19 protein-coding genes are annotated in these 16,640 nt (G+C 52.9%); 11 read left to right on the top strand and 8 right to left on the bottom strand.

What is annotated here, in order from left to right; genetic code table 11:
* Positions 1 to 112 precede the first annotated feature (112 nt).
* From V7028_RS10905 to adk, 6 genes are all read left to right on the top strand, one after another.
* Positions 113 to 730 carry a MotA/TolQ/ExbB proton channel family protein gene (locus V7028_RS10905; protein WP_334120110.1) on the top strand — a complete coding sequence of 206 codons (618 nt, stop codon included), beginning with the start codon at positions 113 to 115 and terminating at the stop codon, positions 728 to 730.
* An 11-nt stretch (positions 731 to 741) separates the two neighbouring features.
* Complete coding sequence (locus V7028_RS10900; protein ID WP_334120109.1) at positions 742 to 1,170, top strand: ExbD/TolR family protein; 429 nt, start codon at positions 742 to 744, stop codon at positions 1,168 to 1,170.
* Complete coding sequence (gene lpxK, locus V7028_RS10895) at positions 1,167 to 2,237, top strand: tetraacyldisaccharide 4'-kinase (protein WP_334120108.1); 1,071 nt, start codon at positions 1,167 to 1,169, stop codon at positions 2,235 to 2,237. The genes V7028_RS10900 and lpxK overlap by 4 nt, the downstream gene beginning before the upstream one ends.
* Positions 2,218 to 2,394 carry a Trm112 family protein gene (locus V7028_RS10890; protein ID WP_334120107.1) on the top strand — a complete coding sequence of 59 codons (177 nt, stop codon included), beginning with the start codon at positions 2,218 to 2,220 and terminating at the stop codon, positions 2,392 to 2,394. Before lpxK ends, V7028_RS10890 begins: the two co-directional genes overlap by 20 nt.
* A 6-nt stretch (positions 2,395 to 2,400) precedes the next feature.
* Positions 2,401 to 3,168 carry a 3-deoxy-manno-octulosonate cytidylyltransferase gene (kdsB, locus tag V7028_RS10885; protein ID WP_334120106.1) on the top strand — a complete coding sequence of 256 codons (768 nt, stop codon included), beginning with the start codon at positions 2,401 to 2,403 and terminating at the stop codon, positions 3,166 to 3,168.
* Positions 3,169 to 3,333: 165 nt separating this feature from the next.
* Positions 3,334 to 3,987: an adenylate kinase gene (gene adk / locus V7028_RS10880; RefSeq protein ID WP_334120105.1), complete on the top strand. Its 654-nt coding sequence runs from the start codon at positions 3,334 to 3,336 to the stop codon at positions 3,985 to 3,987.
* Between the two features lie 61 nt (positions 3,988 to 4,048).
* On the opposite strand, the gene murJ is transcribed toward adk, so the two are convergent.
* Positions 4,049 to 5,608, bottom strand: coding sequence for a murein biosynthesis integral membrane protein MurJ (murJ, locus tag V7028_RS10875; protein WP_334120104.1), 1,560 nt, complete (start codon positions 5,606 to 5,608; stop codon positions 4,049 to 4,051).
* A 75-nt stretch (positions 5,609 to 5,683) separates the two neighbouring features.
* On the opposite strand from murJ, the gene rpsT reads away from it, so the two are divergent.
* The gene (gene rpsT / locus V7028_RS10870; RefSeq protein WP_334120103.1) at positions 5,684 to 5,950 is read left to right on the top strand and encodes a 30S ribosomal protein S20; all 267 of its coding nucleotides are present in this window, start codon (positions 5,684 to 5,686) and stop codon (positions 5,948 to 5,950) included.
* Positions 5,951 to 6,033: 83 nt separating this feature from the next.
* Here rpsT and V7028_RS10865 read toward each other — a convergent pair whose 3' ends face one another.
* The 5 genes from V7028_RS10865 to xseB form a co-directional block, all read right to left on the bottom strand.
* Complete coding sequence (locus V7028_RS10865; RefSeq protein ID WP_334120102.1) at positions 6,034 to 6,360, bottom strand: DUF3579 domain-containing protein; 327 nt, start codon at positions 6,358 to 6,360, stop codon at positions 6,034 to 6,036.
* A 68-nt stretch (positions 6,361 to 6,428) separates the two neighbouring features.
* On the bottom strand, positions 6,429 to 7,259 hold the full coding sequence (gene folE2, locus V7028_RS10860) for a GTP cyclohydrolase FolE2 (RefSeq protein ID WP_334120101.1): 831 nt from the start codon (positions 7,257 to 7,259) through the stop codon (positions 6,429 to 6,431).
* Between the two features lie 7 nt (positions 7,260 to 7,266).
* Positions 7,267 to 9,189: a 1-deoxy-D-xylulose-5-phosphate synthase gene (gene dxs / locus V7028_RS10855; protein WP_334120121.1), complete on the bottom strand. Its 1,923-nt coding sequence runs from the start codon at positions 9,187 to 9,189 to the stop codon at positions 7,267 to 7,269.
* Positions 9,183 to 10,052 (bottom strand): polyprenyl synthetase family protein, encoded by an 870-nt coding sequence (locus tag V7028_RS10850; RefSeq protein ID WP_334120100.1) that lies wholly within the window; start codon positions 10,050 to 10,052, stop codon positions 9,183 to 9,185. The genes dxs and V7028_RS10850 overlap by 7 nt, the downstream gene beginning before the upstream one ends.
* Before the next feature lie 2 nt (positions 10,053 to 10,054).
* A complete protein-coding gene (xseB, locus tag V7028_RS10845; RefSeq protein WP_334120099.1) occupies positions 10,055 to 10,315 on the bottom strand; it encodes an exodeoxyribonuclease VII small subunit in 261 nt (86 codons plus the stop codon).
* A gap of 193 nt (positions 10,316 to 10,508) precedes the next feature.
* Here xseB and V7028_RS10840 point away from each other — a divergent pair, with 193 nt between their 5' ends.
* The 4 genes from V7028_RS10840 to V7028_RS10825 all read left to right on the top strand — a co-directional run bounded on the left by V7028_RS10840 (position 10,509) and on the right by V7028_RS10825 (position 14,980).
* The gene (locus tag V7028_RS10840; RefSeq protein WP_334120120.1) at positions 10,509 to 11,600 is read left to right on the top strand and encodes an aromatic ring-hydroxylating oxygenase subunit alpha; all 1,092 of its coding nucleotides are present in this window, start codon (positions 10,509 to 10,511) and stop codon (positions 11,598 to 11,600) included.
* 122 nt (positions 11,601 to 11,722) lie between these two features.
* A complete protein-coding gene (locus V7028_RS10835; protein WP_334120098.1) occupies positions 11,723 to 14,080 on the top strand; it encodes a hypothetical protein in 2,358 nt (785 codons plus the stop codon).
* Positions 14,081 to 14,127: 47 nt separating this feature from the next.
* Positions 14,128 to 14,553: a CesT family type III secretion system chaperone gene (locus V7028_RS10830; protein ID WP_334120097.1), complete on the top strand. Its 426-nt coding sequence runs from the start codon at positions 14,128 to 14,130 to the stop codon at positions 14,551 to 14,553.
* Positions 14,540 to 14,980 (top strand): CesT family type III secretion system chaperone, encoded by a 441-nt coding sequence (locus tag V7028_RS10825; protein ID WP_334120096.1) that lies wholly within the window; start codon positions 14,540 to 14,542, stop codon positions 14,978 to 14,980. The genes V7028_RS10830 and V7028_RS10825 overlap by 14 nt, the downstream gene beginning before the upstream one ends.
* Here the strand turns inward: V7028_RS10825 and V7028_RS10820 are convergent.
* Positions 14,922 to 15,521 carry a ZIP family metal transporter gene (locus tag V7028_RS10820; RefSeq protein ID WP_334120095.1) on the bottom strand — a complete coding sequence of 200 codons (600 nt, stop codon included), beginning with the start codon at positions 15,519 to 15,521 and terminating at the stop codon, positions 14,922 to 14,924. The two genes, V7028_RS10825 and V7028_RS10820, sit on opposite strands and share 59 nt — an antisense overlap.
* Positions 15,522 to 15,725: 204 nt before the next feature.
* A complete protein-coding gene (locus V7028_RS10815) occupies positions 15,726 to 16,631 on the bottom strand; it encodes a dienelactone hydrolase family protein (protein WP_334120094.1) in 906 nt (301 codons plus the stop codon).
* Positions 16,632 to 16,640: the final 9 nt, after the last annotated feature.

Genomic DNA, 16,640 nt, shown 5'->3' with positions numbered 1-16,640 from the left:
AGGGATTTTTCCCCAAAGTTATCCACAATGACCGCACGCCGCACAAAGAAAGCAATTTGTGTAATGTTGGATTTTTCGCTAGAGTCCGTGTCTTGTTCAATAGGAGTCTACTGTGTGGTCTATCATTTCCGCTGCGGGCTGGCCAATTTGGCCTTTGATTTTTGGCTCGGTGGTTGCATTAGCAATCGTATTTGAACGCATTTGGGCACTTCGAAAAAACCAATTGTTGCCAGGCAATCTGGTGGCCGATGTATGCAAAACCCTGCCCCAGTTCAAAGACAGGCAAAACATTGCCCGGCTTGAGGCGCACAGTGCGCTGGGCGGGCTGATGGCCGCTGGCCTTGCTGCATTCTACAAAAACGAAGACATTGAGCTGGCCATGCAAGACAAGTCGATCGGCGTACAAAACACGCTGGAGAAACATCTGGACGTGCTCTCGATGATTGCAAGTGCAGCCCCCTTGATGGGACTATTGGGCACGGTAATAGGCATGATCGAAATTTTTGCAGTTCAAGGATCAAGCGCGCAAACACCCGAGGCGATTGCTGCGGGTATTGCCGTTGCGTTGTACAACACTGCATTTGGTTTGATTGTGGCCATTCCGGCAATGGTGGCTTACCGACTGTTCAAAATCCGCATCAGCAACATTCTGGACGACATGGGTGAAGCCTTGAAACCATTTGAAGATTTGCTGAAACAACACGCCACCAGCAACCGCAAGGCTGGCTGAGGACAATTGCCTTGAGAATCAAACGCACCAGCGCCCCAGAGGCACCCGACATCAATCTGATCCCGCTCATTGACGTGCTGTTGGTCATCGTGATTTTTCTGGTGGTGTCCACCACTTTCATGCAACCCAGCCAGCTAGAGGTCGACCTGCCCGGCACGCAAAGCGCGAAAGAAGACGACACATCGCCCGAGGCACTGCGCATACGCATTGGCCGCGATGGAAACTATGCCCTTGGTTCGCAGGCGATTTTGAACGAAACCCAGTTGCGCCGCGAATTAAGTAAAGTTATTTCGGCTGGCAATGCCCGCGAAGAAAAACGTGCAATTGTTGAAGCGGATGCTGCGGCCACGCACCAATCCGTCGTTGTGGTCATGGACATGCTGGCTTCGCTGGGTGTGGCGCGGGTGTCAATTGCCACGGCAGGTGGCAAGGCGAAATGAACCACCCCGACCGCAAAGCCAGACTTGAAACGGCATTGCTGCAAATTTGGTATGGTGGCTACCAGCCTGGCTGGTCAACGCACACCATCCTGAACATTCTGGAACGTGTTTACAAAGGCTTGCGCCTATTGAGCCGACAAAATTCCAAAACCCTTTCCAGCAAAAGAAATACCAATCCACCGGTGCTGGTGGTTGGCAATTTAATCGCTGGCGGCGCTGGCAAAACCCCGATTGTGATGGCGGTGTGCCAGCATCTTTCAGCAACGGGCAAGAAAGTGGGCATTGTCAGCCGCGGCTATGGGCGCAAGGGCAGCCGCGCCGTATTGATCGACCCAAGCAAGCCATTGCCACAGGCCAGCGAAGTGGGCGATGAACCCCTGTTTTTGTGTGCACAAACACATTGCCCGGTGGCTGTGTGCACAGACAGGGCTGAAGCACTGGACACTTTGTTGAGTGCGTTCCCGGACCTGGACCTTGTTGTTTCAGATGATGGCCTGCAACACCACCGCCTTGTGCGCCAACTGGAATGGGTCGTGTTCGATCAACGCGCCCAAGGCAACGGCAGGCTGTTGCCTGCAGGGCCCCTGCGGGAACCTTTGTCACGCTTGGGCACGGTTGATGCAGTATTGGCTTCCAACATCGGGATTGAACAATTAAGTAGTGCGCTGAACATGCCTTCGCAAAACAACTGGCATGCGGTGTGCGTGCTGCTACAAGGTTTTCGCCACCTGCAAACGGGGCAATTCATGTCAACCCGCCAGGCCACTGAACGCTGGAAAGACACACCGTTGCTGGCTTTCACAGGCATTGCAAACCCGGACAAACTGTTCAATGCAATCAAGACCGCAGGCCTTGAACTTCAGGAAACACGCGGGCTGCCAGACCATTACAATTACCCAATGGACTTTTGCGCGCAGTTCGATCAACCCATTCTGATCACAAGCGGCAAAGATGCCGTAAAATTAAACGCATCAAACCCCAAGGTGTGGGTGGCTGAAATCAGCGTTGAATTGCCACTCACCCTGACCCAAGCCCTAGAGGACTGCATTGGATCCACAATTGATTGACATTCTGGTTTGCCCCATCTGCAAAGGTCCGCTTCAAAAGCGCCCTGCTGACGGTTTTTTGGTGTGCAAGGCAGACAAACTGGCTTTCCCCGTGCGCGACGGCATACCCATCATGCTGGTCGAGCAGGCTGAACCCACAACAACACCCAACAACTAAATTCATATGTTCAAAGCCGTCATTCCAGCCCGCCACGCGTCCATGCGCCTGCCAGGTAAACCATTGCTGGACATTGCGGGCAAACCCATGGTGGTGCGTGTTGCTGAACAGGCCATGCAATCAGGGGCGGACGAAGTGCTTGTTGCCACAGACCATGCGGACATTGAAGCCGCTTGCAAAGCCCACGGCTTGCAGGTGCTGATGACGCGCGGCGACTGGCCCACGGGCACCGATCGAATTGCCGAGGTGGTTCACCAAAAAGGCTGGGCCGACGACACCGTGGTGGTCAATGTGCAGGGTGACGAACCGTTGATTGACCCCGCCCTGATCGACCTGGTGGCGAACACCCTGTTGACCGGCGAGCAAGACATTGCGACCTGCGGCCATGCAATTGACAACTGGGAAGAATTCAAAAACCCGAATGTCGTAAAAATTGCCATGCGCGAAGACGGCGAAGCGCTGTACTTTTCCCGCGCACCCATTCCCTATCCACGGGACGCATTTGCTGCCCAAAGTTGGCCTGCCAGTGCGCCAGCCGGCCAACTGGGCATTCGCCACATTGGCCTGTATGCCTATCGCGCCCGGTTTCTGAGAAAATACCAAATCCTGCCCCCAGCAGCTATTGAGGTGCTTGAATCACTTGAACAACTCCGGGCGCTGGCCAATGGCTTTCGCATAAAAGTGTGTATGATTCAGGATGCCCCGCTTCCTGGGGTAGACACAGTGCAGGACCTGGAAAAAGTCAGGTCACTGTTCCTGTCTCGTTTGGGCTAAACGACCACTAAATAAATATTCGAACCTGCGATTGGTAAGCTAGCTGCAAGTTGACATGCCTACAATCGCAAAGGCCTCGAATAATAAAAACGGCCAGAAATATCGCCTGTTGTAATCAACGCATCTTGTACAACGGGCAGCAAATTAAAAACTCTTGAGGCGACTATGCGTTTAATTCTATTGGGAGCGCCCGGTGCTGGCAAAGGCACGCAGGCGACATTCATCAAGGAAAAGTTTGGCATTCCCCAAATTTCCACTGGCGACATGCTGCGTGCTGCAGTGAAAGCTGGCACCCCCTTGGGCATTGAAGCCAAGAAGGTCATGGACAGTGGCGGCCTGGTTTCGGATGACATCATCATTAACCTGGTCAAAGAACGCCTGAAAGAATCGGATTGTGCCAATGGCTACCTGTTCGACGGTTTTCCACGCACCATTCCCCAGGCGGAAGCCATGAAGGAAGCAGGCGTGAAAATTGATTTCGTGCTGGAAATTGACGTGCCCCACGATGCGATTGTTGACCGCATGAGCGGACGTCGCACACACCCCGCTTCTGGCCGCACCTACCACGTCAAATTCAACCCGCCAAAGCAGGAGGGCATTGACGACATCACCGGTGAACCACTGGTTCAGCGCGATGACGACAAGGAAGAAACCGTGAAAAAACGCCTGGACGTGTATGAAAAACAAACACGCCCCTTGGTGGACTACTATGGCCAATGGGCAACCACAGGCGATGCCAATGCGCCCCAGTACCGCAAAATTGCGGGCGTTGGCAGCGTAGACGAAATCAAGACCCGCGCCTTTGATGCATTGAAGTAAACCAAAGCAATTCGCAGCGCCAGTGCAATGTTTGCGCAGGCGCTGCGCGCGGATGCTGCGTTTACCCCGCAGGCTTTCGAATCAGCCGTTTCGGATTCAAACCCAACACAGCCAGCACAGCGAAATACACCGCGCCACATGCTGAGACAACCCCCAGCACCACACCAATACGAACAGCAGGCGTTGAAGCCATTGCAAGCCAGTCAAATTGCCGGTTCGTTGCCCAAAGGGCTGTGCCCATGACCACTGCAGCCAACAACACTTTCATGAAGTACAAACCCCAGCCCGCAGACGGCGTGTAAAGCCCTCGCCTGCGCAAACCCCAATACAACACCCCTGCGTTCAACAAGGCCCCCACACTGATGCTGAGCGGCAAACCGGCATGCCCCAGCAAAGGCACGGTGAGCAGGTTCATGAGCTGCGTTGCGAGCACCACCACAATGCCGATTTTAACCGGGGTGCGTATGTCTTGCCTGGCATAAAAACCCGGGGCCAGAATTTTTACAAGCACCAGGCCAGCCAAACCAATGCTGTAGGCCATCACGGCCTGGCTGGTCATGGCCACATCGTTGGCGTCAAAGCGGCCATAGTGAAACAGCAAGGCCACCAAGGCATCGGAAAACAACCCCATGCCCACGGCAGCAGGCAGAACCAGTACAACGGTCAGGCGCAGCCCCCAGTCCATCAGGCGGGAATATTCCTCATGACTGCGGGTGGCGGCTGCTGAAAGCGAGGGAAGCAGCACCGTGCCCAAGGCGACCCCCAGCAAGGCAGTGGGAAATTCCATCAAGCGGTCGCCATAGGAAATCCAGGACACGCTGCCTTTATCCAGGTGCGACGCAATATTGGTGTTGATGATCAAACTGATTTGCGCAACAGAAACCGCCAGCGTGGCCGGTACCATATTCTTCAACACACGGCGCACGCGTTCATCCCGCCAGGCAGCTTTGATGGATCCAAACCCGGCAAACGGGTTGATCAGGCAACCCGTGCGGGCCAAGCCGTACCACAGCACCGCCACCTGCAGCACACCACCCACCATGACAGCAATTGCAAAAGCCTTCACGGCTTGATCAAAGTAAGGGGCAAGCAGCAAGGCACCAGCAATAAAGCTGAGGTTCAGCAACACCGGGGCAAACGCAGGCAGGGCAAAGGAACGAAAGGTGTTCAACAGGCCCGACGCCAACGCCACCATCGAAATTAAAAGGATGTATGGAAACATCCACTGGGTAAGCAGTACGGTCAGTTCGAACTGTTCACTGCCCTGCTCCAGCCCGCTGGCCATGCCCATGACCACCCAACTGCCGCCCAGCACACCCAGCACCACAATCGCGAGCAAGCTGAGAAACAGAAGCGAGCTGACCCGCCGCGCAAGGTCAACTGCGGCCAGCTTGCCTTCGGTGGCATTGGTTTGAGACAGGATGGGAATGAACGATTGGGAGAAAGCCCCTTCGGCAAACAAGCGGCGCAGCAAATTGGGAATTCGAAAGGCAATGAAAAAAGCATCGGATTCAGCCCCCGCCCCCAGAAGGCGCGCGGTGATTGTCTCTCGAATTAAACCGGTGATTCTGGAGAGCATGGTCATGGCACTGACCGCAGCAGCCGACTTCAATAAATTCATATAGTGATTGTTAAAAGGCTAGTATTTTGTTAAAATTGCGGGTTTTCGAATTCTACACCCTGGAACACAAGCAATATGGCCAATTCAGCACAGGCGCGCAAGCGCGCAAAACAAGCCGCCAAAGCAAATGCGCACAATTCTGCCATTCGCTCGGCGATGAGAACCGCGGTTAAAAAAGTACGCGCTGCCGTTGAAGCAGGCGACAAAACTGCTGCACAAGCAGTGTATCGCGAAACAACCCGCATTCTGGATCGCGTGGCAGACAAAGACCTGATCCACAAGAACAAGGCCTCACGCAACAAGTCACGCTTGTCTGCACTTGTGAAAGGCATGGCTGCTTAAAAGCATCCATCGCGTGCCCAACATGAAAAAGCCCCTTGATTGAAAGGGGCTTTTTGTGTTTCCTGGATTTCTTTCATTCTGAATCATTGCTCAGGATCAGGCAGCAAACACGCATCCAGCAGTTGTAAATCGTTGTCCCTGGCGAAATTCAGCACGAAAGTCATGGCCATGGGTTCAATGTCGCGAAGGCGCTCATCCACCACTACGCACTTCACACCGCTCATCACGATGGGTTTGGCATACGGGCTGTAAGCAAGATGTTGCTGGTTTTGTTGGCGCCCGGGCGGGCGGTAGCAGGACAGCACACCGCACAGGCGCTCTGCCCAGTCGGATGGGCGAAAAGGCCGCCCGGCTGACGTAAGTCCGAGAATAAAGAATTCCTTGGGCTTGACCTTGGGTGGTTCAGCCATAACCGAATAGCTCCTGAGGTGTATTGGCACCCCGACATGTCATTTTGATGTGTATTGTCGGGGTTGATTCAAGCGCGATCGATTCGCGCGTAGGCCGAGTGGTTGTGAATGGACTCAAAGTTTTCTGCTTCCACGGTGTACTGCCCCACCTGCTGGAATTTGTTCATGGCAATGGCCACATCGCGCACCAGATCTTCAACAAACTTGGGGTTGTCGTAGGCGCGCTCGGTGACGTACTTTTCATCGGGGCGTTTAAGCAAGCCATACAACTCACAAGAGGCCTGCTGCTCAATCGCCGAAATGAACTGCGCAATGTCCACGTCTTCTTTCAGCTGAACACGGGCTGTAACATGTGATCGCTGATTGTGCGCGCCGTATTCTGCGATTTTCTTGGAGCAAGGGCACAGGCTGGTTACTGGCACCACCACGGTCAGGTAAATGTCTTGCCCTTTTTCGGTGGCAGAACCTTCCAGGATCAACTGGTAGTCCATCAGGCTTGACACGCCGCTGATGGGTGCAACTTTGGAGAGGAAGTAAGGCAGTTCCATCTTGATGCGGCCAGAAGGCGCATCAAGACGCTGCAGCATTTCAATCAGCATGGCGCGAAAACCGGCAACGGTCAGCACGCTGCCCTGCGACTCTTCCAGCAGCGCAACGAAACGCGACATGTGCGTGCCTTTTTGATCGGCAGGCAGAAACACGGTCATTTCGAATTCAGCCACGGAAGGCATTGGCTTTTGGCCCAGAAGTTCGATCAGAACTGGATATTTGACAGAACGAATACCCACCGACTGGATTGCAATGTGGCGGGTGTCGACGGTGCTTTGGACATCGGGAATAGCCTGGTCGATTGGATTGGTGGCCACGGCATTCTCCAAGCCTTTGTCACGTGTATTCATAACTTCCTCATGTGTTCGCGGCGCGCCCTGCTACATGGCGTACCACATTGGTGTGGCGATCAAAGAGCTCGCCATGGTGCTGCTTGATGGACGTTTCTATGCCTTGGGCGTCCAGTCCAAGATTCTTGAGCAGAAGAACAGGGTCTCCGTGATCGATGAATTCATCGGGCAAGCCGAGCTGCAAAACCTGGTTATTAAAGCCTTGAGAATGCAGGTGTTCCGTAACAGCAGAACCTGCGCCACCCATGATACAGCCCTCTTCCACGGTCACAAAGCTGTAGCGCTGCTCGGCAAACTTTTGTAACAGTTCCGCATCAATGGGCTTGACCCAGCGCATGTCCACCACGGTGGCACCCAGCGCACGGCCAGCTTCCAGGCTTGGCTCACACATGGAGCCAAATGCCAAAATTACAAGTTTATGCTCTGTTGTATCGGGCGAATAACGCACAATTGCCTTGCCAATTTCAAGGGTATCCAGCGATTCATCGGCCACAACGCCAGGACCCACGCCCCGCGGGTAACGCACCGAGGCACAGCCCGGGTAACAGTAAGCCGTTGTCAGCAATTTGCGACACTCGTCTTCATTCGACGGCGCTGCAATCGCCATATTGGGAATGCAGCGAAGGTAGGCAATGTCGTAGTTGCCGGCATGGGTGGCACCGTCAGCCCCCACTAAACCAGCACGGTCCAATGCGAAAGTAACATCGAGGTTTTGCAGGGCAACGTCGTGAATCAGCTGATCATAGGCGCGTTGCAGGAACGTTGAATAAATAGCCACCACCGGCTTCATGCCTTCGCAAGCCAAACCGGCGGCGAAAGTAACCGCGTGTTGCTCGGCAATGCCCACATCGAAATAGCGCGAGGGGAAGCGGCGCTCGAATTCAACCATGCCGGAACCTTCCCGCATGGCAGGCGTAATGCCCACCAGCTTGCGATCCGATTGCGCCATGTCGCATAGCCACTTGCCAAAAATTTGCGTGTAGGTGGGCGGCTTGGGGGTGGTCGATTTTTGAATGCCAATGCTGGGATCGAACTTGCCGGGGCCGTGGTACAGCACCGGGTCTTGCTCGGCCAGCTTGTAACCAGCGCCTTTTTTGGTGATCACGTGCAGGAATATCGGACCTTTCATGGCACGAAGGTTTTGCAGGGTGGGCACCAGGGCGTCCAGGTCATGGCCATCGATCGGCCCGTAATAGTTGAAACCAAATTCTTCGAACAGGGTGGCCGGGCTCATCATGCCTTTTACATGCTCTTCGAGGCGATGCGCCAGTTCGTACAAGGGGGGCGCCACGCCCAAAATGCCCTTGCCCACTTCTTTCACATTGTTCAACATGCGGCCCGACAACAGCTTGGCCAGGTACTTGTTCAGCGCGCCCACCGGCGGCGAGATCGACATGTCGTTGTCGTTCAGAATGACCAGCAAATCAATGTCGGGTGTAACGCCTGCATTGTTCAGCGCTTCGAATGCCATGCCAGCGGTCATGGAGCCATCGCCGATCACGGCAATGTGCTTGCGGTTCACGCCCAAATTGCGGGAAGCCACCGCCATGCCCAACGCGGCAGAAATGGAGGTGCTGGAATGCGCCGTGCCAAAGGCGTCGTATTCAGATTCAGAGCGTTTGGGAAAACCGGAAATACCGCCATACTGGCGTAAACTGGGCATGGCTTCACGTCGACCCGTCAAAATTTTGTGCGGGTAGGTTTGATGACCAACGTCCCACACCACGCGATCGTTCGGGGTGTTGAACACGTAGTGCAAGGCCACGGTTAATTCGACCGTACCCAGGTTGGATGACAAATGCCCGCCCGTTTTGGCCACTTGCTCAACAATGTAATTGCGCAACTCGTCGGCCAGCGTGGGCAACTGGTTTTCAGCCAGTCGCCGCAGGTCTGCGGGGCAATCAATTTTTTTCAGCAATTCGGTCATGATTTCCGGTTTGTAATCAGTTCTACAAGGGTTTCCAGTGGAGCCCGCCGCTGCGGCTCCATGGCCTGGCATGCGGTCAAGGCATGTGCACGCAACTCGACCAGCAATTGCCTGGCCTGGCTCAGGCCCATCAAGCTCACCATGGTGGGTTTGTTGTTCAGCGCATCCTTGCCTGATGTTTTGCCGAGCACTTCGCTGCTGGATTCCACGTCTAATATGTCGTCAATTACCTGATATGCCAAGCCCAAACAATGGGCATAGGCCTCTAATCCTTCCTTCTCAGCGGCCGAAAGGCTTGGGTTGCTGACATAGCCCATGCGCACCGACGCCTTGATCAAATCGCCCGTTTTGCGGGCGTGCATGTGTTGGAGCGAATCGAGATCCATTGGTTTCCCGACATGCGCCAAATCGATGGCCTGCCCGCCCGCCATGCCTTGCGAACCCGAGGCCTGCGCCAACACAGCTATTTGCTGCATGCGAACCTGCACACTGCCCTGGCTTGATTCAGCCAGCCATTGAAATGCTGCCGTTTGCAGGGCATCCCCTGCCAGCAACGCAAATGCCTCGCCAAACTTGACATGGCAGGTGGGCTTGCCGCGGCGAAGCACATCGTTGTCCATGCTGGGCAAGTCGTCGTGCACCAGCGAATACGCGTGCATGGCTTCGATCGCGCAGGCCGCATCGGTCAATTCATGGGGCGGTGTGCCCACTGCATGGCCAGCCGAGAATACCAACATGGCGCGCAAACGCTTGCCGCCTTCAAGCAGGGCGTATTGCATGGCTTGGTCAAGCACAGGGGAGGATCCTTTGAACTGCTGCAATTTTTGGGCAAGTGCATGTTCAAAATCGGCTCTGGTTTGCGCCACGATCACTGATCACCCTCAACGCTGGGTTCATTCAGTGCCTGTTCAATTTCAGCAACTTCCTTGCGCACATGGCTTAAGCGGTCGCGGCAATACTTCACCAGAAACGCACCCCGTTTGTAATCCGTCAACAGTTGATCCAGCCCCATGTTCTGGGAATCCATGGCATTGACCAGGGTTTCCAGTTCGGCCACGGCTTCTTCGAATGAAGCGGGGGCGGCCTGATTGGCTTGAACAGCGGCGGTTTTGGGTTTGCTTGGGCTCATTGGGCTTGCTGTAATTGGTGCAAAGTCTTCTATTTTACTGCGACTTTGCCCAAAGGCGAAAAGTCTTTGGCCGGAATGCAGACTAAAGGGTACAATCCCACTTTCTCTTTTTGTTCAACAGGTTAATTTGCATCAGTGTCTATCCGGGACACTGTTGGAGGAGGTCCCCGGGATCATGTCCGATTTGAGTGATTTGTCCAATGTGTCGCACGCCGTAACACAGTCAAGCTTGCAGCCCCATGTTTCAGCGTATTTCGATGAACATGTTTTAAAGGATGAAATCCAACTACTCTATCGAGACGGCCCGGGTTACGTCGGCCACACCCATTGGGTACCCGCGCATGGTGACTGGAGGTCACTTGCCTGGGAAGGCGACGGCCGCATCTTGGTAAACAATGGCCAGGAAATCGAACTGCTTTCCAATGTGTGCCGCCACCGCCAGGCCATCATGCTGAAAGGCCAGGGTAACTCGAGTAATATTGTGTGCCCCCTGCACCGCTGGACCTACGATTTGAAAGGCGATTTGCTGGGTGCGCCGCATTTTGAGCAGCAACCCTGCACGAAGCTGCAGTCTTACCCGCTACAAAACTGGCGTGGCTTGCTGTTTAATTCGGGCCGCAATGTGCTTGAAGAACTCAAAAACGTGCCATTTCTGAAAGAGATTGATTTCTCGGAGTTTCAACTCGATTCCATCAAAAGCAATGTACTGCCCTACAACTGGAAAACCTTCATTGAGGTTTATCTGGAGGACTACCACGTCGAGCCTTTCCACCCCGGTTTGGGCCAGTTTGTAAGCTGCTCGGATTTGCAGTGGTACTACGGTGATAACTGGAGCGTGCAATCGGTTGGCGTGAAGGCCGGCTTGCGCCGACCCGGAACACCGGTGTACCGCCAATGGCACGATGCCGTGAAAAAATTCAGCAACGGTGTGGAACCCAAGTACGGCGCAATCTGGTTTTGCATGTACCCCAACATCATGGTGGAGTGGTATCCGCATGTGTTGGTGGTGTCTACACTACACCCCAAAGGCCCGCAGGAAACACTGAACGTGGTCGAGTTTTATTACCCCGAGGAAATTCGCCTGTTTGAACGCGAGTTCGTGGAGGCTGAACAAGCCGCTTACATGGAAACTGCCGTGGAAGACGACGAAATTGCTGAACGCATGGACGAAGGCCGCCGGGTACTGATGGAACGCGGCGAACACGATGCGGGCCCATACCAAAGCCCGATGGAAGACGGCATGTCCCATTTTCACAAGTGGTACGCAGCGCACACCGGATGCTAAGCCCCCCCGATCGAGTCACCAGAACAGATAATTTTCGCATCGAGCCGAGGAACTTTACTCCCGCAAAAGCCACTTAATGCACTTTTGGTTTTACAGCCATCCCTTACCATAGAGAAATTAAAGTGCTACCAGCGATTACTGCCTCCAGTTCATCTTGCATAGATGAACACACCCCCCTTCTGACACAAATCACCACAAGCGATCATCCCGACGTAAGGACTACGGTTGGCCATTCATTCAACGCGCCCTTCAGAAATCTGCAAGGGCAACAACCCGGCATCCTCGCCTCCTCAAGCAATGCCAAAGACTTGGCTTATATTGAACTGGCAAAAGAGATTCTTGCCCAAGACGATAGGATCCTCCAACAAAATCCAATGAACATTGCCATCGGTCATAAATTGGATGGAAGCAGTCAAAGACTTGCTGGCTTTGAGCAACAAATGTACAAATTAATGTTTAGGCCCTATTCCACCAGGCTTGATCGACTGACCGAAGACCAGACAGACAAACATTTTGAGTGGGTATCTGCAAAAGCCGAGAAACTTGCCAAAGCCCTAGGCTCCCAAACAGTGGGAATGGACACATTTGGAGTTCAAACAAAATTGGTGCAATTGCTCAACCGTTGCCCATCGCTGGCAACCGTGCTGGAAAACGCCACCATGGGTCGAATCATGGCAGCACTGTGTTTGCCTGTGGCATCAAAGCCTGAACTCAATACAACCTTGCGAGCCATTGATTCTTTGCACACACAACTGCAGGACTTACTGACAAAGAACACCAGCAACGAAACAATCGGGCTGACACTAGAACAAAGTACAAAGAACTTGCTGGCAACAGGAAACCTGTTGGGCAAAATATCCGCAAAAATAAAGGAAAATCCTTCCAACAACGACAAGTTGCTTGATCACACGCTTGCGAAATGGATGTCGAAGGGCAAGGAACTGGAGTTCGATGAACCCGTTATTTATGGCGTCATCAACCCGAACCAAGACAAACCTGACACAAAAAAACAAGGGGTTCTTGACAATTTGCTCACAGCAACAAAAGTAGACGCATCGGGCTGCGAACCCAATACACCGATTGTCATCAGAATGTCGGGCAACAAGGATACGTTTAAAGAGCAGATTCTAAAACCCTTTCGGGAACGGCTGATTGTAAACACCAAGGTGGAAGTATCACAACCCGGTGCCTTAACGGAAGACAGCAAAGAAATTGATCTGAAAGTGGCCCCTTTCATTCAAACCCTGGAAAACATTATTTGCGGAAATTACGATCTTGTACACAAGGACATCATTGCCCTTATTGACAACGCAGACATATTTAATGCCTCCTGTACCAACATGCCAGAAGCTTCGGAAAAACTGCGCCAGCAGTTTAACCACCCCGACACTGAAACTGGCAAATCACTGAAAAGAACCATGGTGGCTCGCCTATTGCTGCCAACAATGTGCCTGGAAGGCACCTCATTGAGCGAAACCGCCCGGAATCTTGCAGTGCCTACAATTGCAGGTTTGGTAATAGACATAGGAAAAAACTATATTCCTGACAAATATGGCGTTTTGAAAACTGTCCTTATGCAGGCTTTCTTTCTTGGGGTTGATGCGGCCGATAACCTTGCGGGGGCTTGGCCTGAAGTTCAATCATTGCTTGAAACGCTGGGAATTGAAAATGTGGACTATCAGTCCGTGTTTAACGAAACGCCACCGGAAAGTGACTCTGCCAAAGCGCTGGAGTTCGTCAAACTGGCGCTGGGATTGCGCAGCGCAGAGGGAGAAGCAGGCCCGGCAGTCGCCACCGCGCTTCGCTCTGCGGTCTTGGGCACTATTTTTGGCAATCTGTGTACAACAGGCTACACCCTGGGAATTGGTGCACTCAACCTGAACCCAGCCTTTCGTGCAGCTATTGGCATTCCCGCAATTGTAGGTACGTCATTGGGGATTGCCATTAATTTCGCGGCAAACCATGCAGATTTGTCCATGGGCTACAAAAAACAGATTCACGATGGAACCATGGAAGTGCCCGATGCCATCAAGAACAGCCCAACAAAACTGAATGAGCATTGCAGTGATTTGGCAACAAAACAGTTGATGCTTCTCTCGGGCACCGGGCCAGCAACAAAAGCGTTTACCTTGGCACCACTGACATCCATATTCAGTTTGCTGGGATATATAGCACCCAAAAAATGGGTGGAAGCCGTTTTCACCCCGTTGATGCCGGGTATGGAAAATCTGGTTCGCCTGGACGCAATGTCCAAGCATGGCGACAAGGTAGAGAAGGCGCTTGATTTAATTGACGAAAAAGTAATTTCCCAAGCCGCACAAGGCAAGTCCGCCACAATGAGCAAAGAAGAATTTGAGGCGCTTCTATATGGCAAAGTAGATAAAGCAACGGCAAATATTACCCTGACGATCGGTAATCTTTTTATTGGAATACTGGGAAAAAGAGGACACCACACATTCCAGATTAAACCCAACGTATGACACCTCCCGCTCATCAAATATTGCTAAAAAAGTACCACGAGGTGCTTTTGGCTAAAAACGGCAACCAGGATTCCGCACGCAATGATTCTTTCTCTATCGAGGGAATTGACTTTACGTTTTACCATGACCCAGAAATTGCTTGGGATCGTTTGTACATAAGGTGCGAGGTATGCGATCTTGAAGGCGAAGACAACAAACAGTTCGTTGCGCGCTTGTTGACTGATAACTTTCTCCGCTATCGTCAGCGCAAACCGGTTTTTGCTTTGTGCCCGGACATGATCAGGGTTGTCGCCCTGATCAATTTGCCCCTCAGAGAAACAAATGCAAAAACGCTTGATGATATTGTTTTTGGCCTGGTAAAAGAGGTTGCACAATGGCGAACGCTTTCGCTGTTAAAAGACCAGAAAACCCTGTCGAACGAGAGCGTGGTAAAACACCCTCCTCTCTGGAAAATGGCTCATGTCAAAAGATAACTTTTACAAACTCATCATGGACTACAGTGCGTTAACGGGCTTGACGCAGCCGGGAAAAGTGATTGACGGTGCGCCTGTCTGCGTGGACGATGTTTTGTTTTCTTTTGTTTACGACCAAGAAAGCAATCCGGACGAAATTTACATTTGTGGAGATCTGGGTCCGTTGTCAGAAAAACTGCAAGAAGAAGACCAACGAGCCCTGCTGTCAGCCAACCTGGATTTTTATGTGGATTACAACGTTTGCTTTGGGCTGTCTCCAGTCAATGGCCATGCTGTCATTTGCCTTAGATCAAGACTCGGCGCATTGACCCCAAAAGACTTGCGTGATCAATTGGAGACCGCAGCGTGTATTGCCAAAGCCTGGAATATCAGTGCTGATGGTGGAGGATACTGGCAAGATAAGCCACCAGCACCACCCCACCGGTGATATAAGCAAGTTGCAAAGCACTTTCCTTTAGCGCCAAACGCTGCTGCATTTGCGGAATAAGGTCGGCCACGGCCACATACAAAAAACTGGCTGAGGCCAAAACCAGTGCAATCGGCAACAAGTCTTCAACCTGCGAAAACAAGGTGTAGCCAATCCCGGCACCAGCAACCGCAGCCAAGCCAGCGATAGCCATCAGTTTCAACGCCTTGGCACGTGAAAGACCTGCATTGACCAGCACCAGAAAATCGCCTGTTTGCTGCGGGATTTCATGCAATACAATAGACAACGTGGTCAGCATACCCAACTTCTCGTCGACCAAAAACGCGCTTGCAATCAACAAACCGTCGGCAAAGTTATGGATCGAATCCCCGACAACGATCAGGAAACCACCGCGCCCTGCGGCCTTTTTATCAAAACCGTGATGGTGATCGTGCCCATCGTGCTCGTGGTGGTGGCTATGGCGAAAAATCGAAAACTTTTCCAGCACAAAGAAAAACAGCAAGCCAGCCAACAACCATGTAAACAGGTTATGGTGGTCCATCCCACGGTCCAGCGCCTCGGGTAACAGGTGTAACAATGCCGTACCTAGCAATACACCAGTTGACGCGCTCACCATCGGCTCAAGGGATTTGACAATCGCTTTAGATGTCAACAAAGCTGAGGCAAAAATTGCCAAGGCCGTGCCCAAGGCAGCGGCCAGGAGAACAAGAGGTAAACTGGATTGCACGATTGATTGGGTCCGAGATTAAATCAGGTTCTTGCCCCGCAAGAACTCAAGCGCCTGATTGTACGCCTGTTTCGCTGCAGCGGAATTGTAGGTGGGGCGATAATCAGCGTGGAAACCATGCTCGGCATTCTCAAACACGGTGATGCTGCTGGCTTTGGCATTGGGGTTGCCTTTGGCACCAGCCAGTGCTTTTCGCATTTGCTCAACAGTGTCCAGCGCAATGGAGCTGTCTTTGGCACCGTACAAACCCAACACAGGGGCTTTTAACTGGGCCGCCACGTCCACCGGGTGTCGGGGCGTTAATTCAGTGGTTGCACCCACCAAACGACCATACCAGGCCACACCTGCTTTCACGGCGGGCTGGTGTGCTGCGTACAGCCAAGTGATCCGCCCACCCCAGCAAAACCCCGTTACAGCGAGTTTTCCAATATCTACCCCTTCAGTGCCTGCAAATTCAACGCACTTGTCCAGGTCAGCCATCACCTGCTTGTCGTCCATTTTTGAAATCACGTTTTCCAAAATGGCGGCCACCGTGGCGTACTGCCCGGGCTCGGAATGGCGAAAGAAAATTTCCGGGGCCAATGCATAAAAACCGGCTTGGGCAAAACGTCGGCACACGTCTTCGAGATACGCATGCACACCGAAAATTTCAGGCACGACCAAAATAACTGGTGCATTCTTTTTGCCTTTTGGATAGGCGCGGTAAGCAAACATGTCGTCGTCACCCACGTCCACCAACACACGCCCTTCCTCAAGGCCGTCGCCTGGCGTGGTGATGGCTTGGGCCAATACAGGCGAAGCCGCAGCAGCAAAGCCACCCACGGTGAAACCTTTCAGCAGGGTGCGGCGGTTCATCGGCAATTTTCCACCCCCCGTCAAGGCTTCAAGGTGTTCTTGGTGTTCTGTCTTTTTGATGTCGCCCATACAGTGCTC

Source organism: Limnobacter sp. (assembly GCF_036846585.1).
Lineage (GTDB): Bacteria > Pseudomonadota > Gammaproteobacteria > Burkholderiales > Burkholderiaceae_B > Limnobacter.
The sequence above is the reverse complement of the archived record's forward strand: the minus strand, read 5'-3'. Positions and strand labels throughout refer to the sequence as shown.